Origin of the sequence: Pelorhabdus rhamnosifermentans, from assembly GCF_018835585.1 — a bacterium.
GTDB classification, from domain to species: Bacteria; Bacillota; Negativicutes; order UMGS1260; family UMGS1260; genus Pelorhabdus; species Pelorhabdus rhamnosifermentans.
The window spans coordinates 143,044-165,117 of record NZ_JAHGVE010000005.1; the positions used below are offsets into that span (position 1 = coordinate 143,044).

Annotated in this window: 22 protein-coding genes, 2 tRNA genes and 1 other annotated feature; of the genes, 9 read left to right on the forward strand and 15 right to left on the reverse strand. The window is 42.2% G+C overall.

All coding sequences use genetic code 11. From position 1 onward, the window contains the following. Window positions 1-168 precede the first annotated feature (168 nt). The 3 genes from Ga0466249_RS07975 to Ga0466249_RS07985 all read left to right on the forward strand — a co-directional run bounded on the left by Ga0466249_RS07975 (window position 169) and on the right by Ga0466249_RS07985 (window position 1,188). The gene (locus Ga0466249_RS07975; protein WP_215828927.1) at window positions 169-390 is read left to right on the forward strand and encodes a SymE family type I addiction module toxin; all 222 of its coding nucleotides are present in this window, start codon (window positions 169-171) and stop codon (window positions 388-390) included. A gap of 232 nt (window positions 391-622) precedes the next feature. After that, window positions 623-874: a type II toxin-antitoxin system prevent-host-death family antitoxin gene (locus Ga0466249_RS07980; RefSeq protein WP_215828928.1), complete on the forward strand. Its 252-nt coding sequence runs from the start codon at window positions 623-625 to the stop codon at window positions 872-874. 2 nt (window positions 875-876) lie between these two features. Continuing rightward, the gene (locus tag Ga0466249_RS07985) at window positions 877-1,188 is read left to right on the forward strand and encodes a type II toxin-antitoxin system RelE/ParE family toxin (protein ID WP_215828929.1); all 312 of its coding nucleotides are present in this window, start codon (window positions 877-879) and stop codon (window positions 1,186-1,188) included. Between the two features lie 69 nt (window positions 1,189-1,257). Here Ga0466249_RS07985 and Ga0466249_RS07990 read toward each other — a convergent pair. After that, a tRNA-Ser gene (locus Ga0466249_RS07990) sits at window positions 1,258-1,348 on the reverse strand. A gap of 13 nt (window positions 1,349-1,361) precedes the next feature. Further along, window positions 1,362-1,450, reverse strand: a tRNA-Ser gene (locus tag Ga0466249_RS07995). Window positions 1,451-1,674: 224 nt separating this feature from the next. On the opposite strand from Ga0466249_RS07995, the gene Ga0466249_RS08000 reads away from it, so the two are divergent. After that, window positions 1,675-4,911: a DEAD/DEAH box helicase gene (locus Ga0466249_RS08000; protein ID WP_215828930.1), complete on the forward strand. Its 3,237-nt coding sequence runs from the start codon at window positions 1,675-1,677 to the stop codon at window positions 4,909-4,911. A 1-nt stretch (window position 4,912) separates the two neighbouring features. Here the strand turns inward: Ga0466249_RS08000 and Ga0466249_RS08005 are convergent, their stop codons facing one another. The 4 genes from Ga0466249_RS08005 to Ga0466249_RS08020 are packed head-to-tail and all read right to left on the reverse strand — an operon-like array spanning window position 4,913 to window position 7,800. Further along, complete coding sequence (locus tag Ga0466249_RS08005; protein ID WP_215828931.1) at window positions 4,913-5,581, reverse strand: energy-coupling factor transporter transmembrane component T family protein; 669 nt, start codon at window positions 5,579-5,581, stop codon at window positions 4,913-4,915. Window positions 5,582-5,583: 2 nt separating this feature from the next. Further along, complete coding sequence (locus tag Ga0466249_RS08010; protein WP_215828932.1) at window positions 5,584-6,393, reverse strand: energy-coupling factor ABC transporter ATP-binding protein; 810 nt, start codon at window positions 6,391-6,393, stop codon at window positions 5,584-5,586. Beyond that, window positions 6,386-7,222, reverse strand: coding sequence for an energy-coupling factor ABC transporter ATP-binding protein (locus tag Ga0466249_RS08015; RefSeq protein WP_215828933.1), 837 nt, complete (start codon window positions 7,220-7,222; stop codon window positions 6,386-6,388). Before Ga0466249_RS08015 ends, Ga0466249_RS08010 begins: the two co-directional genes overlap by 8 nt. Then, the gene (locus Ga0466249_RS08020) at window positions 7,219-7,800 is read right to left on the reverse strand and encodes a tryptophan transporter (RefSeq protein WP_215828934.1); all 582 of its coding nucleotides are present in this window, start codon (window positions 7,798-7,800) and stop codon (window positions 7,219-7,221) included. The genes Ga0466249_RS08015 and Ga0466249_RS08020 overlap by 4 nt, the downstream gene beginning before the upstream one ends. 55 nt (window positions 7,801-7,855) lie before the next feature. Beyond that, window positions 7,856-8,129: a binding site (T-box leader), on the reverse strand. A gap of 117 nt (window positions 8,130-8,246) precedes the next feature. Between Ga0466249_RS08020 and Ga0466249_RS08025 the strand changes: the two genes are divergently transcribed. Then, window positions 8,247-8,639 (forward strand): hypothetical protein, encoded by a 393-nt coding sequence (locus Ga0466249_RS08025; protein WP_215828935.1) that lies wholly within the window; start codon window positions 8,247-8,249, stop codon window positions 8,637-8,639. Window positions 8,640-8,641: 2 nt separating this feature from the next. Here the strand turns inward: Ga0466249_RS08025 and Ga0466249_RS08030 are convergent, their stop codons facing one another. Then, window positions 8,642-9,349 (reverse strand): polysaccharide deacetylase family protein, encoded by a 708-nt coding sequence (locus tag Ga0466249_RS08030; RefSeq protein WP_312889732.1) that lies wholly within the window; start codon window positions 9,347-9,349, stop codon window positions 8,642-8,644. A gap of 44 nt (window positions 9,350-9,393) precedes the next feature. On the opposite strand from Ga0466249_RS08030, the gene Ga0466249_RS08035 reads away from it, so the two are divergent. Further along, complete coding sequence (locus Ga0466249_RS08035; RefSeq protein ID WP_215828936.1) at window positions 9,394-10,551, forward strand: D-alanyl-D-alanine carboxypeptidase family protein; 1,158 nt, start codon at window positions 9,394-9,396, stop codon at window positions 10,549-10,551. Here the strand turns inward: Ga0466249_RS08035 and Ga0466249_RS08040 are convergent, their stop codons facing one another. Then, window positions 10,552-11,334, reverse strand: coding sequence for a CheR family methyltransferase (locus Ga0466249_RS08040; RefSeq protein WP_215828937.1), 783 nt, complete (start codon window positions 11,332-11,334; stop codon window positions 10,552-10,554). Between the two features lie 228 nt (window positions 11,335-11,562). On the opposite strand from Ga0466249_RS08040, the gene Ga0466249_RS08045 reads away from it, so the two are divergent. Next, window positions 11,563-11,829 (forward strand): alpha/beta-type small acid-soluble spore protein, encoded by a 267-nt coding sequence (locus Ga0466249_RS08045; protein ID WP_215828938.1) that lies wholly within the window; start codon window positions 11,563-11,565, stop codon window positions 11,827-11,829. 50 nt (window positions 11,830-11,879) lie between these two features. Here Ga0466249_RS08045 and Ga0466249_RS08050 read toward each other — a convergent pair whose 3' ends face one another. From Ga0466249_RS08050 to Ga0466249_RS08060, 3 genes are all read right to left on the reverse strand, one after another. After that, the gene (locus Ga0466249_RS08050) at window positions 11,880-13,856 is read right to left on the reverse strand and encodes a PASTA domain-containing penicillin-binding protein (RefSeq protein ID WP_215828939.1); all 1,977 of its coding nucleotides are present in this window, start codon (window positions 13,854-13,856) and stop codon (window positions 11,880-11,882) included. 167 nt (window positions 13,857-14,023) lie between these two features. Next, window positions 14,024-14,302: a PspC domain-containing protein gene (locus Ga0466249_RS08055; RefSeq protein WP_246588552.1), complete on the reverse strand. Its 279-nt coding sequence runs from the start codon at window positions 14,300-14,302 to the stop codon at window positions 14,024-14,026. A 54-nt stretch (window positions 14,303-14,356) separates the two neighbouring features. After that, window positions 14,357-15,532, reverse strand: a complete 1,176-nt coding sequence (locus Ga0466249_RS08060) for an FtsW/RodA/SpoVE family cell cycle protein (RefSeq protein WP_215828940.1) — start codon at window positions 15,530-15,532, stop codon at window positions 14,357-14,359. A gap of 97 nt (window positions 15,533-15,629) precedes the next feature. On the opposite strand from Ga0466249_RS08060, the gene Ga0466249_RS08065 reads away from it, so the two are divergent. Next, the gene (locus tag Ga0466249_RS08065) at window positions 15,630-16,604 is read left to right on the forward strand and encodes a YncE family protein (RefSeq protein WP_215828941.1); all 975 of its coding nucleotides are present in this window, start codon (window positions 15,630-15,632) and stop codon (window positions 16,602-16,604) included. Window positions 16,605-16,668: 64 nt separating this feature from the next. Here the strand turns inward: Ga0466249_RS08065 and Ga0466249_RS08070 are convergent, their stop codons facing one another. After that, window positions 16,669-17,865 carry a DUF2935 domain-containing protein gene (locus Ga0466249_RS08070; protein ID WP_215828942.1) on the reverse strand — a complete coding sequence of 399 codons (1,197 nt, stop codon included), beginning with the start codon at window positions 17,863-17,865 and terminating at the stop codon, window positions 16,669-16,671. Window positions 17,866-17,928: 63 nt separating this feature from the next. Beyond that, complete coding sequence (trmB, locus tag Ga0466249_RS08075) at window positions 17,929-18,570, reverse strand: tRNA (guanosine(46)-N7)-methyltransferase TrmB (protein WP_215828943.1); 642 nt, start codon at window positions 18,568-18,570, stop codon at window positions 17,929-17,931. A gap of 211 nt (window positions 18,571-18,781) precedes the next feature. On the opposite strand from trmB, the gene Ga0466249_RS08080 reads away from it, so the two are divergent. Further along, window positions 18,782-20,578 carry a heme NO-binding domain-containing protein gene (locus Ga0466249_RS08080; RefSeq protein WP_215828944.1) on the forward strand — a complete coding sequence of 599 codons (1,797 nt, stop codon included), beginning with the start codon at window positions 18,782-18,784 and terminating at the stop codon, window positions 20,576-20,578. A gap of 88 nt (window positions 20,579-20,666) precedes the next feature. On the opposite strand, the gene Ga0466249_RS08085 is transcribed toward Ga0466249_RS08080, so the two are convergent. Then, window positions 20,667-21,620, reverse strand: a complete 954-nt coding sequence (locus Ga0466249_RS08085; RefSeq protein ID WP_215828945.1) for a bifunctional metallophosphatase/5'-nucleotidase — start codon at window positions 21,618-21,620, stop codon at window positions 20,667-20,669. A gap of 156 nt (window positions 21,621-21,776) precedes the next feature. Then, complete coding sequence (nrdD, locus tag Ga0466249_RS08090) at window positions 21,777-22,052, reverse strand: anaerobic ribonucleoside-triphosphate reductase (protein WP_215828946.1); 276 nt, start codon at window positions 22,050-22,052, stop codon at window positions 21,777-21,779. Window positions 22,053-22,074 lie beyond the last annotated feature (22 nt).

Genomic DNA, 22,074 nt, shown 5'->3' on the forward strand with positions numbered 1-22,074 from the left:
ATACCCAATTATTTCCTATAGTACAAGCGAAGGTATGTTTGGGTATTGTCATCACGACGCATGTGTAGGTAAGCATACCTGACACATGCGTCTTTTAAATTCCCCCTAAAAAAGAGGCCGTCGGCAAACAACAATTCCGCTGACAGTCTCAATAAGGGGGTCATACACATGTTAGACGGAAACAAAAAGAGTTATCGTCTCCTGCCGGTAAATTTCTTATATCAAAACGGCCGGCCCGTACCTGTTATCAAACTCCAGGGGAAATGGCTGGAAAAATTCGGGTTCCAGCCGAGTGATACGCTGCTTGTGGAAAGACAGCCGGGGATTTTGGTCATCCGGCCACTGTTCAACGAAAATCCTCCAGACAGTTCTACCTCTCTAAATTCCTAGCAACAATAATTATAGCAAACAAATCGCCGTTAAAGAAACAGTCAAGCCTCTTTAACGGCGATTTTGTGCTTTTGCCCAATTCATCTTCACGCGAAACAAAATCTACGTCCCTATGCTTCCTAAGGCAACCGGTTGTATTGTCAAATAAGATTACGTCTTTTTTGCTGTTGTATTTTAATTAAAATTAGTCTACAATAATAGCAACAAAGCAAATGAACGAGGTGGTAACCTTATGCCAAACATAAAACCAATTTCCGATTTACGAAACTATAATTCTGTCCTTAAAGACGTATCTGCCAGTTCTCCCGTATTTTTAACAAAAAACGGCAGAGGAAAATTTGTCCTGCTGGATATTGACGAATATGAAAAAATGACTGCATCACTCAAACTCTTATCAGAACTAGCGGATGGTGAACATACTGGAAAAGAAAAAGGCTGGCTATCAATAGATCATCTTGAAAAATCATTAGAAGTAAAAGTATAAACATGTACACACTAAAAATTTCTCCTATGGTCTATGATGATTTAGCGGCCATTAAAGCCTATATAACCAATGACCTTATGAACCCAGAAGCGGCGCTTGATTTAATCCGTTTCATTACCAATGCTATCCGCACTTTACCTGATTTTCCTCATAAAGGAACACCCTTGAGTTCTCTTCTTTCCATTAAAATAGAGTATCGCTTCATCATTTGCAAAAACTATCTTGTTTTTTACCGAGTAGAGCAGTCCTCAATTTTTGTCTTACGAGTATTGTATAAACGTCGTAACTATTTATCACTGCTCTTTAAAGATTAACAGCTTTCACCCCACAAAGAAAAGTAAGAGGCTTTGGAAAAATTCCAAAGCCTCTTACTCTTCTTTTAATGGCGGAGTGGCAGGGATTTGAACCCTGGCAGGCCTCACGACCTCTAACGATTTAGCAAACCGTCCTCTTCAGCCACTTGAGTACCACTCCATGTTAATAAATATGGCGGAGAGGGTGGGATTCGAACCCACGGTCCCTTGCAGGATCACTGGTTTTCAAGACCAGCTCCTTAAACCGCTCGGACACCTCTCCGTATTTGAAAGACATAAAGTATTATAACAAATATGTCTGACTTCTGTCAACCTACATTCGGGACCGACGATATAACAAATTTTGGCTGAACCTTAACTGGGGCAATCACATCATTATATATCCGCATAAGTAAATTTATGTATTTTATGAAGGTTCCCTCTCTTAACATGCTATAATGAAAAAAATTAGCGTTATGCTTAAAACAAGCGAAAGGATTTTATTTTATGCTGACAGAAGAACAAATTCGCTCGACAGCAGCTACCTTCTCTACGTATGCCAGGGGATGCCAATATTGTCATGATGGTAGAGTCAAAGGCCTCCGTTTTTTTACGGATAACCATGCCTTTGAAGCACAAGTCATTGGACAAACCCTCTATGATGTCTGTATCAAATTAGATGCCGCAGGCGAAATTGAATTTTACGATTGTACGTGTCCAGCGTCCTATAACTATGAGGGTGCCTGCAAACACACGATTGCTGTATTAAAAAGTATTCAAAACCAAGACCTTGCCGGCAGAAAACAGACACGCCAATTGGCATCAGCCACACAGGAACTGTTGACCTTCTTCCAACAAAAGACAGCACCTCCGTCTGAATCAGTTCCGCAATCCCCAATCAAACTCCAACCGACCTATGCTGTCTCTATTGATCAGTTCGGTCACTGCATAAGTTGGCTTGAATTTACCATTGGCTGCGAGCGTTTATATGTTTTAAAAGATATCCCTAAATTCCTTATGGCTTTAGCAAACAATGAACCCCTTGTTTATGGCAAAAAATTCACCTTAAATCCAAAAACAGCCCAATTTGATGACGCTTCGCAGCCCCTACTGAACCTATTAAAGCAAGCTTATGCGGAAGAACAGCAACGTGCAAACTGGAGTTACTATAGTAATTCTTATTCAGCCTTTAATGATCCGCGACAATTTAAATTAACAGATTACAACTTAAGCCGCTTTTTTGATTGTGTCATGAGTCGCCCTTTTACAGCCCTAATCAACGGCAGTCCTGCCAACGATATCACAATACTGAAAGAACGGCCTCCTGTCACTTTTTCAGTCAATAAGCTTGAAGACGCCTTAGAGCTCGCCCTCAAAGCAGAGGAGCCTCTATTGGGACTGAATGAAGATTACACCTTTCTTTATTACAAGCAGCACATTTATCAGGTTGAACCCGATTTTTCCAGCTATATGAAACCACTCCTGACATGTTTTCGAAAGGTCGGCAAACCCAGCGTTCCCATTCCGCCTACAGCCTTATCAGAATTTGTATCAACGATGCTTCCATCATTGGAAGAACAGGTTCCTGTCCAAGTGGACAACGCTGTTTACGAAAATTTTTATAAACAAACTCTGGAAAAACGGGTTTACCTCGACCGTTTCGGCGACGGCATAAGCGCACAAATTGAATTTCGTTACGGTGAAGTTGTGATTAATCCCGCCCAGCCTTCCCAAAATACAGAAATTAAGGGACAGTGGCTGCTGCGCTCCCTTGTTGAAGAAAATGAATTACTAACGCTTTTTTTTCAACACCAATTTGCCTGGAACCACGAAAAACTCCAGCAGCCTGATGAAGAAACTACGTATGACTTTCTGCAACAAACCCTGCCTGATGTACAAGCTCTGGCCGAGGTCTTTTACACGGATGCTTTTAAACAAATCGTCCTGAAACAGCCACCGAAAATCACGGCTGGTGTCAAACTCAATACAGACACGGATATGCTGGAATTTTCCTTTGATTATAACGAAACATCGCCGCGTGAGCTCTTAGAATTACTGGCTTCCTACAAACTGAAAAAACGCTATCACCGTCTGCCTGACGGGACCTTTATTCCCCTTGATTCACCTGATTTACAAATGGCGGCCACTCTTGTCCACGAACTGGATCTTAGTACGACGGATGTAGAAAAGGGCATCATAGAGCTTCCCAAATATCGGGCCTTGTATGTCGATAGTCTGGCCCGCGAAAATGCCGATTTTTCACTGGAACGCAGCAAGTCTTTTAAACAAATGGTCCAAGACATTCGCGAACCCCAAGATATGGAGCTTAACCTGCCGCAAGGAATTCAAGGCAAGCTAAGAGATTATCAAAAAACAGGTTTTAAATGGCTAAAAACTCTGGCAAGCTATGGCTTGGGAGGAATTTTAGCTGACGATATGGGACTTGGAAAGACCTTGCAAGTCCTCACATTTATTCTCTCAGAAAAACAGCAAAGCCCGCTCCCCTCCCTCGTCATTGCTCCCACATCACTTGTCTATAACTGGCAGGATGAAGTGTTAAAATTTGCCCCCACTCTCAAATTGGCCGTTATCTCCGGCCAACCAGACGAACGCAAAAAGCAACTAAAAGCCAGTGGGCTGGCCGATTTACTTGTCACGTCTTATGCACTCATCAAGCGGGATATCAAGTTCTACGAAAAACGACAGTTCAAATACTGTTTCTTAGATGAAGCACAACATGTCAAAAATCCACAAACACTGAGTGCCAAATCAGTCAAAAAAATTAAAGCGAACAGCTACTTTGCCCTCACAGGAACACCGATTGAAAACTCCCTAACGGAGTTATGGTCGATTTTTGATTTCGTTATGCCAGGTTATCTACGCACTCATAAGAATTTTACTAGCCGTTATGAAATACCTATTATCAAAAATAGCGACTCACAAGCACTCACTGAGCTAACGCGCCATATTCATCCATTCATTTTACGACGCATGAAAAAAACAGTTCTCAAGGAACTGCCTGACAAAATTGAAAGTAAAATGACCAATGAAATGACAAAAGAGCAAACCAAGCTGTACGGTGCCTGGATTCTCAAAGCCCAGACAGCATTTGAATCAGAAGTTGCAACCTATGGCTTCGAAAAAAGCCAAATTAAAATACTATCCTTACTCACAAGACTCCGACAACTCTGCTGTCATCCCGCATTATTTATTGAAGACTACCACGGCGGTTGCGGAAAACTGGATATGCTCAAAGAAATTTTAACTGACGCCTTGTCTAGCGGCCACCGTATCTTGCTATTCTCCCAGTTTACAGGCATGCTGAACCTTATACAGCAAGAACTGGAAGAGATGCAGATTTCTTATCATTATTTAGACGGATCAACCAAATCAGAAGAACGCATCAAACTCGTCCATTCGTTTAACTCTGGTGAAAAACAAATGTTCCTCATCTCACTCAAGGCAGGAGGAACGGGATTAAATCTGACTGGCGCCGATATGGTCATCCACTATGATCCATGGTGGAATCCAGCCGTAGAAGAGCAAGCGACAGATCGAGCCTACCGTATTGGACAACAGAAGGCTGTACAAGTCTACAAACTCATCACCAAAAATACAATTGAAGAAAAGATTTATGCCCTACAACAGAAAAAGCGAGAAATGATTGACAGCCTCATTCATCCTGGTGAAACCTTCCTAACTAAAATGAACGAGGCTGAAATCCGAGAACTTTTCACTTTTTAAATCACAATGATGCCAAACTGGCACGAAGCAAGAAAAATGTCACAGCCACCAAGCCTGCAAAAAAGGCGTAATCCTTACTCCCGATGGGTCCTTCTGCTTCGACGCTGCAAGGAGAAAATCCCCGCAAGGCTAAGGCCATGGCCATACTTTCTGAACGACTCACGGCTCTGAGAACAAGTGGTCCAATTAATGCCGCATAGGAAATGACTTGCTTCACTCCCCGGCCAGTACGATAGCCGCGGCAAGTCTGAGCTTCCCGCACCTCGCGGCTTTCCCTAATCAGATCAGGAACAAAACGGAAAACAGAAGTCAGCATAAAAGCATATTCTGCCGGCAAATGAAAGGTATGGACAAACAAATGATGAAACTGTGTTAATTTGGTTGTACTCATGAGATACACAAAAATAAGTGTCATCGACAGCATCTTTAGTGCTGAAAGAATAGCCACTTCTTTTGCGGCGCCAAAAACAAGCTGGATGATAGCCAAAACAATAGAAAAGCCAAACAAACTAAAGACCATCTTTTGTGATGACTTTAGCTTGGAATATATAGCAAGCTGGGCTACTTCAGCCACAACTAACAGGATTAATAGTAAGGGATTTTGCAAAACAACGGACCACAACGTAACAGTGCAAGCCAAGATAAATTTTGTTATTGTACGTATTTCCATGATTATTGCCCCCTTCGCAAGCGAATCTGTTCAGCAAGCTGCGTTAAAGACCCTGTTGGACTGATCCCCACGTTCGCAAGATTTTGTGACAACACGTTGGCATCAGACACTTTTAATCCCCAGCTTAAGGCCTGCTTTATATCCTTAAATAACTGCGTTGGAGAACCATCGAAGACTAAATTCCCCTGATTTAAAACAAGCACACGAGAAGCAAACTTTTCGACGATCTCCATGTCATGCGTAACAACAAGAATAGATTTCCCCTGATGACACAGCCCAGTAAGCATCGTCATCAATTTATCGCGAAAGGGCATATCTTGCCCACAAGTTGGTTCATCAAGCAAGTAAAGTTCCGGCTCCATGGCTAATGTACAAGCAATAGCCAGCCGCTGTTTTTCCCCCTTCGTCATGAGACGGGGGTTTTTCTTTTCTTGCCCAGTAAGTTCCACAGCAGCAAAGGCCTGCGTAACATGCTGCTGAATTTTTTTCGGTTCAACCTTTAGTTGCCTAAGCCCATAGGCTACTTCTTCTTCAGCTGTCGAATGAAAAAAAATCAGATCAGGGTTTTGAAAAACATAACCCATAAATCGAGCCAAATCGGCAGGCTCACTGCCGGCTAAATCGCGACCGTGCCAAAAAACATGCCCACTTTCAATCGGTGTTAAGGCCATAATGACGCGCGTAAGCGTTGTCTTTCCGCTTCCGTTTTTGCCGACAATGGCAACAAATTCCCCATGATCGACAGAAAAATTAATCTCATGTAAAGAAAACTCAGGGCTATAGGCAAAGCTCACCTGATCCAGCTTAAGCACTTTGTTCCACCCCACCTGCTAAATAGTGGCCCAAAAAGAGCTTCGCCTCACCTGAACTCTTCCAATAAGGCAATGAAAGATCACCAATCAATAGGCGCAGCTTCCAAAGGTCAGGCAAAAATTCCCGGTACTCTTCCTGTTGTTCCAAGAAAGCGGCAACTTCCTCACTCTTGCCTGAGCAAGCCACTCTGCCCTGCTGCAAAAAAACGACTTGATCGGCGAGCAGCATTAACTCACGCGGGTCCTGCTCCGAAACAATAACAGTCAGTCCTTGCTTACACAATTTGCTGAGCAGGGCATAAAGCTCTGTTGTACCTGCCGGATCGAGCGCCGCCGCTGGTTCATCCAAAACAAGCAGCTGCGGTCTTTTGACAAGAGCCCCGGCAATGGCAAGGCGCTGTTTTTGCCCGCCTGACAGGCTGGATACTTCACGCTGAGAAAGCCCCTCTAGCCCAACAAGCCGGAGGTATTTTTCAATAATCGCCGTTCGCTTGGCAGGTGGACACGTTAAATTATAAGCCACTTCATCGTAAACAGTCATGCTAAACAGCTGACTTTCATAGTCTTCAAGAACAATGGCAACTTGAGGCGAAATCTCCGTTAAAGAACTCGTCAGACTGCTCTTTTGGCCAAAATAAATTTGGCCTGCCGCCTTGCCGCCAAAATAATGAGGCACAAGACCGCATAAAGTCCGGCAAAGTGTCGTTTTACCACAACCAGACAGTCCGGTAATGACTGTCAAACTGCCTGATTCCATAGCAAGATTGATATCATCTAAAATAATTTTCTTCTGATAAGCATAGGAAAAGTGTTCCAACCGAATGTTCATTCTTCCTCATTCTCCTGACGATGAAATAATTTCTCAGCAGGATAATACAAAACCTGCGTAATCACCACATTAAGCAATGCCACAATTGCCACAACAGGCAGCATGCCATAAAAATAGACATTCCACGGCAAAACAAGCACAAACTTTAAAATTCCCGTAAAAATAAGACCACTGACAAGTGTACTCAGACCCGCTGACAAACCTGGCAGCAATTTAAATCGGCTCAAATGCATGCCAGCAAATAAATGAATCGTGACGGCACAGCAAAGGGCTCCGGCAAGTTCACTGGGAATATTAGCAAAAGGAAATGCTGACTTAGATGTCGGAATATTAATAATACCAGCTACAAGCCCAATACCGGCTGATTCCAACAAGGTCGGGCGAGTCAAATTAATAGCAATCACATACATGGAAATCATAAAGTTTGGAGAGATTCCGCCAACACTGGGAACAACAAAATGCAAGATGGCACCAATAGCTAAGAGCAAGGCAGTGACAGCCATCCAACGATACTTATTTCCCTCGTTTTTATCAAAACTTACAAAAGTCTGGTCTTTTTTCAACGGCTCATCATTCATTTCATTTGTCCTCCTTCGGATTCTTTGCAACATAAAAAACCCCACATCTCCTAATAATAGGGACGAGGGGTTAACCCGCGGTGCCACCCTGATTGATGATTTATTAAAAATAAACCATCCGGCTCTCTGACAAGTACGAGAGGAAAAAACCTCTGATACCCGCTTCCAATGATAACGGCGGAAGTTTCCGACAGAGCCTACCTCACTCTACGTGTCTCGGTCTGTTTCTCTCAGGTCCATTCGACAGACTAAGTAGTGCCAAACTCTCACTCTCATTGGCTCGCTGAGACTCTTTTATCCTGTGTACTCTTCCTGATCATCGAAGTTACTATTTTATTTGATTATAGTTAGTATATAAAATCAGGAAGCTCATTGTCAATACTTTTTTTCTGGCAATGAAAATACTTCGTTTCGATTCGGGTTACTCTATCCTTGGAGGGATGATCATGTTAAATGGCTTTGTCTGTCCAAATTGCCTCAGTTATTTTACTGAAGCCCATCAACATTGTCAACACTGCAACAGTCCATTAACTTATGATGGGGAACAAAAAAATGTTATTGATCACTTAAATCCCAATTGTCTGATTCATCGTTATGATGGATCAGACATGTTGGAACCTGCTGTTTTACTCAAGCCAGGCAAGGTAAATGCCAAGGTAGCTACAAAACTTTCAGAATATGCGAAACCCATTGTAGTGCCCAAAAGAAAAATTTATACTTTCCAGCACGATGTTTTTTGCGCCATTCAATCGGTACGCAGTGAACGTTCAGCAACAATGAAACGCTATGATTATCAGATCGCCAGCCATTGGCAAAAGCTAAAACCCTATGAGCTATAGCTCTAATCACGTACTTCGTAATACTGGAGTAATTCACTGACTGTGACAAAAGTGTAGCCTTGGGCACGCAATTGATCAATGATCTGTTTTAGCGCCTCTGGTGTTGGCAGAGGGTACTGACCATCATGAAGCAAAACAATGCTACCTGGCGTGACGTGTGATACAACATGCTGTACGACATTCGAAACAGGCGGACACTTCCAGTCTTCGGGATCGACAGACCATGTCACCGTTGTATAGCCCCGCTCATGTGCTGCTGCAAGAACGGCCTGATTAAAAGCACCACCAGGCGGACGAAATAGAATGGGTTTCGGGGCTAATTTACTAATAATTTCTTCGGCTTTGGTTAGTTCATCTGCTACAGCCTGCTTCGATAGTCGCGTCAAAAGTGTATGGCTATAGGTATGTGTACCAATTTCGTGACCAGCTTGAACAGCCTGCTGAACAAGTTCGGGATGCTGTTCAACATTGGATGCTAACAAGAACAAGGTCACTTTCACATCTTTCTCCTTGAGTGCGGCAAGCACTGCTGGCGTTGTCTTACTATGAGGACCATCGTCAATGGTGAGTGCCACTACTTTATGAGTAGTCGGCACATTTTTTATCACTTCACCCCGCTCGCGGAGCTGTTCCTGCGTTATTCCAGCTACTGCCGTAACTAGAAAAAGTGTAATACTTAAAAATACCATTTTTCGCTTTCGAAGAAACACTTAGTCCACCCCCATTAAAACATTATGCCTAAAGGAGGGCGAATATGTTTAAGAAGTTACTTTTCCTGCTGTTCTTGCTATTCGTAATAAATTGCTTTGCAGGAGTCCACGTCCTAGCCAATACCCCACAATTAAAAGCAGCTTCAGCCATTCTCATGGATGCCAAAACAGGACAAGTCTTATATGAAAAAAGCAGCCATACCAGGCGGGCTCCGGCAAGTACGACAAAAGTACTAACAGCACTACTTGCCATCGAAAGCGGCAGGCTCGATGAAATAGCGACAATAAGCATATCCGCTGCTTCAACGCCAGGCTCAACAATGGGTCTTTATGCGGGGCAGCACATCAGTCTGAGGGAACTACTGACAGGACTACTTCTTCGTTCAGGCAATGATGCCGCTGTGGCTATAGCCCAGCACCTGGAAGGATCCGTAAAGAATTTTGCCGATCTAATGAACCAAAAAGCTTATGCCATTGGTGCCAGGGAAAGCCATTTTGTGAACCCTCATGGCCTAACAAAACCGGACCATTATACAACAGCCTATGACCTGGCCCTCATTACTCGTTATGCCATGCAAAATCCGACTTTCGCCGAACTGGTCAACACAAAGGAAACAGAAATTGAATGGCTCAATCGTAAAGGTCATGAGGAAGATCGCAACTTACGCAACACAAATAAGTTACTCTGGATGTTTGAAGAAGCAGATGGAGTAAAAACAGGTACAACAGGTGCCGCCGGCCCCTGCCTTGTCTCAAGCGCTACACGAGATAACCAAAAACTAATTGCTGTCGTTCTCCATGACAGCGCCCGTTGGGCTGACTCCATGCAATTACTCAACTATGGTTTTAATACATTTGATCTCATGGAGTACGCAGCAGCCAATGAAGTCGTCACCACCATCGGAGTGGAAAATGGCATGGAAGAACAGTTAGACGGATTGGCGGAAACTTGCGCTGCCGCCGTTGTTCCTGCAGAACAAAGCTCTACTGTAACGATAACTTGCGATGTTCCCACAATAATAAAAGCCCCTATCTACCAGGGGCAAAAAATTGGCGAAATTATCTTTTATGCAAATAATCAAGCCATCAAAACAGTCGATATTGTAGCTGCCAAAGACATTCGTGAAAAAACGCTTGAACAGCTATTATTTGACCAGTTACTAGATACATACCGCCAATTTTATCATTGGGGCGTCCTTTAATTATTCAGGTTTACGATAGAAAAAAGGTAAATAATGCTTGAAACCTATTTCCCGGAAATTTAAAATAGCTTCCGTACCACCGACAAACAACACACCGCCGGGTCTCAAGGCTGCAAAGAATCGACGATATAAGGATTCTTTGGCTTCTTCAGTAAAATATATCACGACATTTCGGCACAAGATGATATCGAAATTACTCTCAAAGCTATCGAGTAACAAGTTATGCCGTTTAAATTCCACCCGACTTTTAATAGAATCATTTACAATAGCTCCCCCTTGACAGGGCTGGAGGTACTTTTTCATTCGGGCAGGTGAAATATTTTTCAATTCATTATTCACATATTGACCCTGTTTCGCTTTATTCAGCATTTCAATATCCAAATCTGTTGCCAAAATGCGATGCCTTGTATTGGGCGAAATTTCATCAAGAATCATAGCAAGAGTATAAGGCTCAGCACCTGTGGAACACCCGGCGCTCCAAATGGAAAGTTTGGGATTTTTTCTCATTAAGTCCGGCAATACGGTTGTCTCAAGTTCAACAAATTTTTCCGGTGTCCGAAAGAACTCCGTCACATTAATCGTTAAAAAATCAATAAATTCTTTATAAAGTTTGTCATTTTTATTAATCAGGTCAAAAAATTGAACATAACTTGTTGCGCCATTACGCGTCATTAAATTGCCAATGCGCCGTTGCATCTGGGCCGGTTTATAATCATGTAAATTAATCTTCGATTTTACGAATAATTTATTTTTGAATTCTTCCCAATCTTTATCAGCAGTCATGGTCTTCCTCCGTTATGATGAAATTATAAAATGATCCTTCAGCTATTCCTTAGATTCTTCCTTTACCTCATTAATTCCTTGTTTACTGCAGTATTTTTCTGAAATGCACGCCTCAAGCAGATCGAGCAAACTGACAATTCTGTAACTATTTAACACACAAAGCCAAGCATATTTTAACGACTTAAATCCGATAATATGAGTAGAACAAAATAAGGAGGTGAGGTACACATGGCAAGAAGCAATAAACCTGTTTCTCCAACGGCTGAGAATGCCTTAGACCGTATGAAGATGGAAGTCGCTTCGGAATTAGGCATTGCCGAAAACGTCAAAAACCAAGGTTGGGCTACAATGACCTCCGCTGACTGCGGCCGCGTAGGCGGTCACATGGTTCGAAAAATGATCGAACAGTATGAATCAAACTTAGGCGGTTCTAGCGGCCAAGCACAGCCGGCTAGTACGTTAACATCCCAATATGATGTCAATGGAAAAGCTTAAGTTGAGTATTTTCTTTAACGGGCGGCATAGCCGCCCGTTATTCGTTTACCTTACTCAAAAGTCACCATAATTTCCGTCCCCATATCCACAATCGTATTAGCCGAAATACTTTGTTTTGTAGCTAAACCCGTACCATTCGGAACGAATGTAAGACCTAGACTTGTGACACAATTACCTGCGTCACGAATACTTTTACCAATTAAGTAAGGCACTAAAACTTTTCCAGGCGGCAACTCAGGCGCAGGCGGCACAGAAACAGCTGTCTTAGGCTGAACGACTGATTGCGCAGCTTGCGGCGCTGGAAAAGCATCTGCATTAAGCTGAGGCTTTAAATTGAAATATCGGGCAAGCTGCGTTGCAATATTCTTAAACACCGGAGCTGCAATTAGGCCACCATAATAAACGCCGCCAGGATTATCCAAAACGACAATAATAGCAAACTGAGGATTCTCAATAGGACCGAACCCGACAAAAGAAGCAATATAGTGACCTGCTTCATAACCAGCACCATTTTCATTTAGCCTTTCTGCTGTTCCCGTCTTTCCGGCAAAACGATAACCCTTGACTTGCGCTTGCTTTCCACCGCCTTCAGATATGACTTTTTCGAGCATTTCTGTCAAGGTATGCGCCGTTTCCGAACTAATGACCTGACGGACAACATCAGGAACAGTCGTAACCTTTACCGATCCGTCGCCGCCATAAATTTCCTTAATAATATGCGGCTTTAACAAAACCCCGTCATTAGCAATAGCCGAAACTGCCGTAAGAAGCTGTAACGGCGTTACGGCAATACTTTGCCCAATCGACATGGTCGCTGTATCAGAGGCCCGCATATCCGCAGGATTAAAGAGAATACCTGATTCTTCACCAGGAAGTTCAATCCCCGTTGGTTTGCCAAAACCAAAATTCCGCGCATAATCTGTCAGCTTTACAGCGCCGACACGCATGCCAACTTGTACAAAACCCGTGTTAACGGAGTTTTTAATAATATCTGTAAAAGAAAGATTCTCGTACCCCTCTTCACCGCTCGCATTGTGTATGCGGCGACCTGATACTTCAATGTAGCCATGATCAGAGAAATATTCATTTGGTCTCACAAGTCCCTCTTGCAGTGCAGCCGCCGCAACAACAGATTTAAATGTCGAACCCGGTTCATATATGACAGATACAGCCCGATTACGCCAGCTCATGGCGTTATATTTAGCAAAATCATTAGGGTTAAATGTAGGCCGATTCGCCATGGCCAAAATTTCCCCTGTCTTGGGATTCATGACAATAACCGTTGCTGCTGATGCATTCGTTTCAAATACTGCCTGATCGAGGCATTGCTCAACAATAAACTGAATATTACTATCAAGTGTTAATACTACATTACTCGCTTGCTCCTGTGGTGCAAAAGTAAAAATCGAATTAAATATGGGAATTCCGTAATTATCCGTATCAACAGCTTGATGAACGATCTTCCCTTTAATGGTTTTATCCAATGCCATCTCTAAGCCATCAAGACCCACATCATCTGTGCCAACAAAACCAAGTACTTGTGCAGCCAGATTGTCATTGGGATAATAGCGTTTACTCTCATCGACAAAATACAAGCCACTTATTTTTTGGTCCCGAATGATTTGATTAATGTCATGATACTGTTCTGGCTCTAATGTCCGTCGTATCCAAACAAATGAATTCTCGCCCTGTAGCTTTGCTACCAAATCCTCCGGCTTCATATTCACAAGCGGCGCAAGCTCAGCTGCCACCGTATCCGCATCCGATTTAAATTCGCGAGGATTTACATAAAGAGATTTATTCAAACTGCTAATGGCGAGTTCCCGACCATTACGGTCAAAAATAGTACCCCGCGGCGACTGCAGTTCCTTATTTTCCTGCATTTGCTCTCTCATTTTTTCTGTATATTTTTTACCTTCTACGAACTGAATCCAACCTAATCGCCCAATAATCACGATAATTACGAACAAAAAAGCGGCCACAGCCAATGCGATCCTCCCTTTAAAAGAGGTCGTTAAATGCAACATAATTGTACACTTCCTACTATCAAATGGAAAAGCCACCATTGGCACGGCCTATATATTCCACATCATCCGCCTAATTCCCTTCCTATTCGGGGAAGAACAATGATCTTATAACAAAAACCGCTGCAATGAAACCAGCGGTTTTTGTTCATTCCTCATAGCAGTCTATTCTATGATGGCGGCATTAAAAAAAAGGCTAATATATAAATTCCAATGCCAATCCCTCGATAAAAACTACTAAGAGCCCATACTAAGCGAATCAGAGTAACATCAAGACCTGTATAATTGCTAAAACCTGCACAAACGCCAAGTAACATACTGTGCCCTTGATCCAGTGCTAAATGTTTCACAAGAGATGGGTCCCCAAAACTCGATCCTTGAAAGAAGTTCCAAATTGCAAAACTGCTGATCGCGTAAGCCCCTGCACGCAACAGCCAAATCATGCTCATTCACCTCTCCTGTTTTTGTTATTATTCCCAGGAGAAGTTTTTTTTAATCTTTTTTTACCTGCGGATGAGCTTCAAGCGATGCTTCTGAGGCGATGCGGGAAAAGATTTGTCCTCACTTACCTGCTTCCCAAGCCCTCTCCGTCCAATATTGATCATAATACCTATAGCAGTTAAATTGACAACGAGCGACGTCCCGCCATAGCTAATAAAAGGGAGCGGAACACCTGTCACTGGAATCAAACCGGCTACCATGGCAATATTAGCAATGGCTTGCCCCGCAACAAGCAACGTAAGCCCCATCCCCAGAACCATCCCAAATCCATCGGGTGCCTTAAGTGCAATACGAACGCCATACGCGCCGATTGCCGTGAAAAGCAGCAGAACAAGTACGGCACCTACAAAACCCATCTCTTGACTAAGCACGGCAAAAGCAAAATCAGTATGCGCCTCAGGCAAATAATAAAATTTACTTGAACCAAGGCCGAGGCCTGTCCCCAGTAGCCCTCCTGAGCCAATGGCAAGCTGTGATTGTACGGCTTGATAACCAATGCCCTGCTGATAAGCCCAGGGATCAATCCATGCAGCAATACGTTCCGCCCGATAAGTTGCTGCATATACTAAATAAAGGCACAACGCCGCAAAAAAGACGCATAAGCCAATTGTCTGATCATGGGGAATTCCTGCTAAGATGTACAAAATTAAACATAATCCGACAATAACTGTCGCCGTCCCCATATCAGGCTGTTTCAGAACTAAAAAACCCAGGGCACAAGAAACAAACACAGGTGTTGATAACAAAGAAATGGCTCGTTTACCATCTAGTTTCGGACCGAGATAAGCAGCAGAAAGCAAAACAACTGTTAACTTGGCTACTTCTGACGGCTGAAAATTAATCCCCCCCAGTCGAATCCAGCGTTTCGCACCATTCGCATCTAAACCAATATGAGGCACAAGCAAAAGAACGATGAGCGTTCCAAACATCAAATAAACGAGAGGACGCCCCTTTAAGCGGTGATAGTCAAGTTTTGCACAAACATATAAACCGATCAAACCCAACACAAGCACCATAAGATGTCGTTTTACATAAAAATAGCTATCATGATACTGTTGGCCCGCTACAACAAAACTTGCACTAAATACATTAATAACGCCAAACATAATTAACAAAAATGTAATAACAAGCAATGCTTCAATGGGATTTTTCCAAAACCTAGGAATTGTTTTAACCATAGACGACTCCTTTATTATCTTACCTGTTCTGTAGTTCATTTCTACTATCAAAGGAAATCTTCCTGCCCTTTTTGACTCTTGCACGAGGTGATTTTCAGTGGAAAAGCCTTACCAAATGCTACTCTTTGACGGAGCAGCCCACAAAATTTTACATGTCCACGGCCTAAACGGAACTTTTATTGCCGAAACTCCCTATCCGCCGGACATAGAACCACTTGATGCCGTTCTATTAAACAAGTCAATTGTTTACATCCTGGCTATAAACGAAACAACCGGCGAGAACATCATTTTTCAATATTTAGCAACAGAAAAAAACTTATCCCCCCAAAAAAAGCTCCACCCACTGCCTATTCCTGACATTTCACCCTTACAAATTGCAGGAGATGAACAAGCATCGCAGCTTATGATTGCTTGCAAAGATGGCAGTCTTTACATCTGGTACAATCACGCCTTACGTCTGTTCGGACGCCCCCAACAAAATGCAGTCTGCGTTGGAATCCAAATTGCAGGTGATTCAATCTACACCATTTGGGAACAAGAGCAGGGTGGCATAATTGCACTCTTCAATCGGCAAGGGCAACTATTGAGTGAAAAGTTTATTCCGGGTATCCCGACGCAACTACAACTTACAAATGAAGCACTACTGCTTGTTTCCTATACGTCAACGCAATGGACTGGAGAAGGTCTGGCGTTACTAGAAACAACAAATTCCACGCTCAATCTTGTTAAAGTCATTCCTTTTAATTGTCCTTTACAACCCATAAAAACCTATCCTGCAACAATTACCATGAGCCCCACGGAAAACACTGCTTATGTCATTCATGAAGATGGCGGTTTTATTAGCAAAATAAATTTAACAACAAAAAAACTTGACGCCACATGGCTCATTGGTCATAGTATTTCTTCTCTGCATTTTTTACCTGATAATCGCTTTGCCATTGGGCCAAGTCAAAAATTCGCTGATCTTACACTCATTGATATGACACTTGGCGAACCTGTTTCCATAACAAACAGTCCCGAACGTACACTACTGGGATTACTCCTGATACTACCTACCCCCGTCCCAAAATAATACATGAACCTCTCCGCAGGCAAAATAAAAAAGCAGAGCATCTCTGCTTTTTTTAGTTGAAAATCTATTTGCTTTTTTTACCTAAGGGCCGTGGCCAATGATCTGACCACTTAACTTGAGGGAATTGATGCTTTGCTTGCCTTCCTTTAGGCTTTTCTTCTACGACCGGTTGCTGAACTACAATAGGGGCAGCCACGTTTTCCGACTCAACTGTCTCAACTGTCTCACCTGACTCAACGACTACACTTGATTCAACAACTTCATTGGGCTCTTCTCGCCCACAATCTGCTTCTTCATTTAAATCCAGTTTACTTGATTTTTGATATTGATAAGGCCATTTATGTTTTCCTGAGTCACATTTGGAAGCTTCCTGTTTTACCTCGTCCACTACAACCTCTTCAGTACGGTCTACGTATGTGGCTAGCTCTGGATCAACCGGACAAAACTCTTCCTCAGCAGACTCATCACAGTCCAACATATTTTTTTCAAGTAGCGCTAAAATCATCAAAAAATGTTCCGCCTCACGCCGAAGATGGTCAGCGAGCTGTTCAGGTAAAATCCCAACGAGGCGACAGGAATGAATAAGCTCTTCCACCAATTTTTTAAAATCTCTCAACCGACAAACAGCGCGGCGTGTATCATCAAGATACCGCAAAAAAGCGGGTATCTCTTGATGTTTCCTGTCAAGAAGTGATACAAAATCGCGGCCTTGTAAGTACAAATCATCAAACTCGTGTGCAAAGCTACGAGCCGTAGCAACCACATTACGCTCAGACGGGTCTGTTAGAATCCCGATAAACTGGCTGTGGTCTTCCATAATACGCACCCAAAATAATGTTTCCTGGGCCTTCGTGTTCACATACGTACGCTTTCCTAACTGAATTTTTTCGAATAATCGAATAGCATATCCGTTTTCTCTTACTAAGTGATCGACTTGCAATGGATATAAATGACTATGAAGTTCACAGACCAACATTTCATTCACAAGCTGTTTTTGAAACTGATAGAAATTTAGCAATACAGGCAAAGCCTGAGCAACAATCTCAGCCATTTTTCGCGACTGCTCTGCGCGGCATCGAAGATCATTAATTTTCTGGTAAAAAGCTTGTGCCTCATCGGCTAGGGCGGGGTCCTCGCCCATAAGGCCGGCCCGTAAAAACAGCGCATGATCCGCTAAAATACGCAACCAAAAACAAACCTCCTCGCCATTTAAAGGCGGCAAGGGAACCTTGGCCGATTTTGCAAGGGCTTGACGCGGCATAATAACACTCTCCCTTTAAGTAGTTTACACTACTACAGTTTATGCTGCATATCCAGCAAATGTTCAGGAAAATACGGCCTCCAAGCGATAAATGGGCTGCCCCATAGAAGAAAATTTAGTTTCGTATTCTGTCATGACATTTCCGATCATATTACTTTCATGCAAATCGAGGCTAATATTCTGCAATCTTACATTCGCATTTACAAATTCATTTAGGGAAAACTCAAACAAGTCACGATTATCCGTTTTAAAACTCAACAATCCGTTTTTTTCAAGAACCTGACGATAGTTATCAAAAAAGCCATGAAAAGTCAAACGCCTTTTGGCGTGTCTTTTTTTGGGCCAGGGATCACAAAAATTAATAAACAGACCCATGACCGAATTTACCTGAAACATCTCTGTCAACTGATTAGCATCCATCAATAAAAACTTCACATTCGCCAGTTCCTTTTCCTGAGCCTTGCGCGCAGCATAAAAAATAATATCATGTTGCGCTTCAACGCCAACATAATTCCTATCTGGATTTTGACGAGCAAGTTCCGTAATAAATTGGCCCTTACCTGTGCCAAGCTCCACATATAAAGAAGCCTTACGACCAAATAGAGCTTCCCAATCTGGTTTTACTAAAGATTCATTTAAATTAACAATGAAATCGCTATAATCTTGAATGGCCGTAGCAATCCAAGGCCTCCGGCGTAAACGCATAACATCCACCTCATTTAGTAGTTTCGTTAAATAGAATCAGTCTTTATTCTTAGGGTGTTCACTTTGTGACAAATATCAGCATTTTAACACATATTTTATTAATAATCTATCTTTTATAAGAGGAATAACACCCTATTTTACAGAACAATAATATATATTAAAAAATAATCTGTCTAAAAATGTCTGAGAAAAACGGAGTGATCAATACAAAATGAAAGCAACTGTTGTAAGTACTTGGATGGACACAGCAAGAAAAAAATGGGGTGATGACCTAACCAATCAGGCGATGGAGAATGTGGGCTGGCCCCCTGATAAGATCTTTCTCATGACAGAAGAAATACCTGATGAAAAGCCCTTTAATTTCGTCAAATTCATCGCCCAAAAGCTCGGCAAAAAACCCGATGAAATTTGGCTGGAAATTGGTGAAGATAATGTAAAAACATTTTTTAAAGTGTATCCCGCCTTTTTTCAAAAAGAAAATCTTTATTCATTTCTTCGCTCCATTTATGATATTCATGTTGTCATTGTAAAGCGCATTCCTGGAGCTAAGCCACCGGAACTATTAATCCATCCCATTTCCGAAAATCAGGCCATTATTAGCTATCGCTCCAAACGAGCCATGTTTGGTTACTTTCGTGGCCTACTTAAAGGGGCAGCCGAGCATTTTCACGAGAAGATTCAAGTCGAGCCTTTTGAGCAAAGCAGTGACATTTTAAAATTAAAGCTTACCTTTGATAAGCCCATCACACACATTGAACGTTTCCGCATCAATCAGCTATTTTCCTTTGGATTCATTCGTTCTGTCGCAACTAAAATCGGGCTATTTACAGCCCTCGCTACAGCCTTAGTATGTAGCATACTCATTCTTTCCGGTATAACAGCCCCTTTGTGGCTTGCAATCCTAGCTGGCGCAATCAGTTTTATAGGAGCCAAATTATTACTATCGCCACTGAATACGCTGACGGAAGAACTTGATGACCTTCAAGCGCACCGTTATATCGTTGAAAAGAAAGTCCTGTCATCAGACGAATTTGAACGTCTTACAAATGCATTACGCCGTTATAAACAACTGCTCAAAGGTGATTTTGTCGGATTTAAGGGAATCACCGATGAAATGGGCAAATTTGCCGATGATTTCAATGGCCTCGCCAATCACATGACAGAAACATCTAATGGCATTACAGGTGTTGTCCATGATGTAGCACTGGCAGCAACGAATCAAGCCGAAGAAACAACGGATGCCGTCATGATATTAAACGGTAATCTTGATACACTCAAAGAAATGATGACAGAGCAAACAAAAAACAAACAACAGCTTGAATCGGCTGTGAATGAAATAAGCAAGGGCTTTGGCGATGTAAAATTATCGAGTCTCAAGCTCGGTAGCAGCCTTCAAAACTTTAGTAAAGTCAAAAAGGCAGCTGAAAACCTGCAGTCCCAGGCAGCTAAAATCAACGAAATCACGGGACTTGTCGCCGCCATTGCTGGTCAAACCAATCTGCTCGCCTTAAATGCCGCCATCGAAGCAGCACGAGCGGGCGAACAAGGTCGCGGTTTTGCCGTTGTCGCTGAAGAAGTACGCAAACTAGCGGAACAATCTCATCAGTACTCGGAAAATATTTCCAGCGACTTAAAGGTGTTAATCAATATTATCGGTAGTGTTGCCACCTCTATCGAAGAAGAATTCGATGTTCTTACAAATGAAAGCCATCAACTGACATCGGTTGTTGACAATAATAACCTTCATGTCACAAATATTCACCATGTAGCAGATAATATTGTCGGTATGCTAAATAAATTAGAAACCGAAATGAATGGATTAAATACAGTGTACAACAAAATCGAATCACTTGCTGCGATTTCCGAAGAAAATTCAGCATCAAGTGAAGAAGTCAGTGCTTCTGTAGAAGTATACAACGAGAAGCTCCACAGTATGATGGAAAAAATCAATGAGTTTAAAACAGTCATCCATAACTTCAGTGAAGACATGAATACTTACCGAACCTGATTGAAGGCAACATGAAGCCCCAAGTAATCAAAAATTACTTGGGGCTGTGAATATTTTTTCGGCATCCGGTTTTAAATGGATTTATTCTCTAGGCAGCTTGTTTCTGGGTAGTAGCTAAATAGCGATCAATAATTTCTTTAATAGTTGGGTCCATCGGAATATCATTTGTAATCGGATAAAGGCGACCTTGATGAGAAACTAATACCCATTTTCCATCCTTGTTTTCAAAGGTTAAGTCCACACGCCCTAAATAAATATTGTCTTCGCCACCTGCTTGCACAATGGGAATGCCGCCTGTGCGATAAATAGGCTGACTAATGACATAATGGTCATCCGCTCCAACGATCAATGCAACACCACTGCCGGCTAACTTCATATCCATTTGTACATCAGCTGATAACCCTGCGTGAGATAAGATAATCTGAATATCTGATTCCCTTTTCACGTTTGGAAGCAGTTGTTGCGCTGTAGCAACAGGGTCTTCAACAATCTTATTTGATGCTTGAGGATAATTTTTTACTTTCATAGAAGAAACACCTAGTATACCAATGTTTAATCCATGAACGGACTTTACTGTATAAGGCTTTACACCAGGTAAATATTCACCTGCAGCTGTTTTAATGCTGGAACATAATGTGGGAAACTGTGCTTGATTAATTAAATTGTAAAGCTTCTGATCAGCAATAAGCGGATCGGGATGCCCTTTAAACTCGTTATTACCAAGCTCCCAGGCATCATAATGCATGGCATTGAGAGCGGCCATTTCCATTTCGCCATAAAAGATCTTATGATAAGGGCCACGTACATAGAGATCACCTGCATCAACAAGCAGAACATTGGGCGCCTCCGCCCGTATTTGATTGATAATCGTTGCTTTTCTGGCCAGGGCATAGGGCGCATAATCATGAAAATCATTGGTATGTATTACTGTAAGATGGTAAAATTGGGGCTGTTCCCGAGCAGCAGAAATTGGGCATGGCAAAATAATTGTCAAAAGCACCCATACAATGAGAACAACCTGCTTGGTATTAAAAGATCGCATCGCTTCACCCTCTCCTTATATTGATTTTAAGAAAAGTTTAACAGTTTATATCTTGCTTTCTGTTATTGTTTGATTAAAATTATGTAAATAAAAAAGGAACTACCTTTTGGGCAATCCTTTTTCTCACGGTAATAACCTATTGATAGTAAAGCTGTTTCACGAAACATGCTTGGTGCGATTGTTAAGTTCAGAAAGTTTCGCATCATTAAAATTCTCCATATTGGAGAGATAGCCTGTAATCCGGCGCACACGACGAATGGGTGACTTTTCAATTGCCGTAACAAGAATATTTTCATCGTCAAGCAAGAGTTCAATTTTTGCCAGTGTTTTGTTTTTGCTTATCCATATTTTTATTTCATCATTGACTATCTTATAAACTTCCTGGTCGCTTAATTCGGGAGCAGCAACTACATTGATACCCTCAATAATCATGGATATTCCTCCAAAGTTTTTC

Excerpts from the sequence above, each read along its gene's own strand:
- Ga0466249_RS08015 (WP_215828933.1), bottom strand. The coding sequence starts at position 7,222 with ATGAACATTCGGTTGGAACACTTTTCCTATGCTTATCAGAAGAAAATT.
- Ga0466249_RS07980 (WP_215828928.1), top strand. The coding sequence starts at position 623 with ATGCCAAACATAAAACCAATTTCCGATTTACGAAACTATAATTCTGTC.
- Ga0466249_RS08060 (WP_215828940.1), bottom strand. The coding sequence starts at position 15,532 with ATGGTTAAAACAATTCCTAGGTTTTGGAAAAATCCCATTGAAGCATTG.
- Ga0466249_RS08020 (WP_215828934.1), bottom strand. The coding sequence starts at position 7,800 with ATGAATGATGAGCCGTTGAAAAAAGACCAGACTTTTGTAAGTTTTGAT.
- Ga0466249_RS08085 (WP_215828945.1), bottom strand. The coding sequence starts at position 21,620 with ATGCGATCTTTTAATACCAAGCAGGTTGTTCTCATTGTATGGGTGCTT.
- Ga0466249_RS08045 (WP_215828938.1), top strand. The coding sequence starts at position 11,563 with ATGGCAAGAAGCAATAAACCTGTTTCTCCAACGGCTGAGAATGCCTTA.
- Ga0466249_RS08070 (WP_215828942.1), bottom strand. The coding sequence starts at position 17,865 with ATGCCGCGTCAAGCCCTTGCAAAATCGGCCAAGGTTCCCTTGCCGCCT.
- Ga0466249_RS08035 (WP_215828936.1), top strand. The coding sequence starts at position 9,394 with ATGTTTAAGAAGTTACTTTTCCTGCTGTTCTTGCTATTCGTAATAAAT.
- Ga0466249_RS07975 (WP_215828927.1), top strand. The coding sequence starts at position 169 with ATGTTAGACGGAAACAAAAAGAGTTATCGTCTCCTGCCGGTAAATTTC.
- Ga0466249_RS08050 (WP_215828939.1), bottom strand. The coding sequence starts at position 13,856 with ATGTTGCATTTAACGACCTCTTTTAAAGGGAGGATCGCATTGGCTGTG.
- Ga0466249_RS08000 (WP_215828930.1), top strand. The coding sequence starts at position 1,675 with ATGCTGACAGAAGAACAAATTCGCTCGACAGCAGCTACCTTCTCTACG.
- Ga0466249_RS08040 (WP_215828937.1), bottom strand. The coding sequence starts at position 11,334 with ATGACTGCTGATAAAGATTGGGAAGAATTCAAAAATAAATTATTCGTA.
- Ga0466249_RS08005 (WP_215828931.1), bottom strand. The coding sequence starts at position 5,581 with ATGGAAATACGTACAATAACAAAATTTATCTTGGCTTGCACTGTTACG.
- Ga0466249_RS08025 (WP_215828935.1), top strand. The coding sequence starts at position 8,247 with ATGTTAAATGGCTTTGTCTGTCCAAATTGCCTCAGTTATTTTACTGAA.
- nrdD (WP_215828946.1), bottom strand. The coding sequence starts at position 22,052 with ATGATTATTGAGGGTATCAATGTAGTTGCTGCTCCCGAATTAAGCGAC.
- Ga0466249_RS07985 (WP_215828929.1), top strand. The coding sequence starts at position 877 with ATGTACACACTAAAAATTTCTCCTATGGTCTATGATGATTTAGCGGCC.
- trmB (WP_215828943.1), bottom strand. The coding sequence starts at position 18,570 with ATGCGTTTACGCCGGAGGCCTTGGATTGCTACGGCCATTCAAGATTAT.
- Ga0466249_RS08055 (WP_246588552.1), bottom strand. The coding sequence starts at position 14,302 with ATGAGCATGATTTGGCTGTTGCGTGCAGGGGCTTACGCGATCAGCAGT.
- Ga0466249_RS08080 (WP_215828944.1), top strand. The coding sequence starts at position 18,782 with ATGAAAGCAACTGTTGTAAGTACTTGGATGGACACAGCAAGAAAAAAA.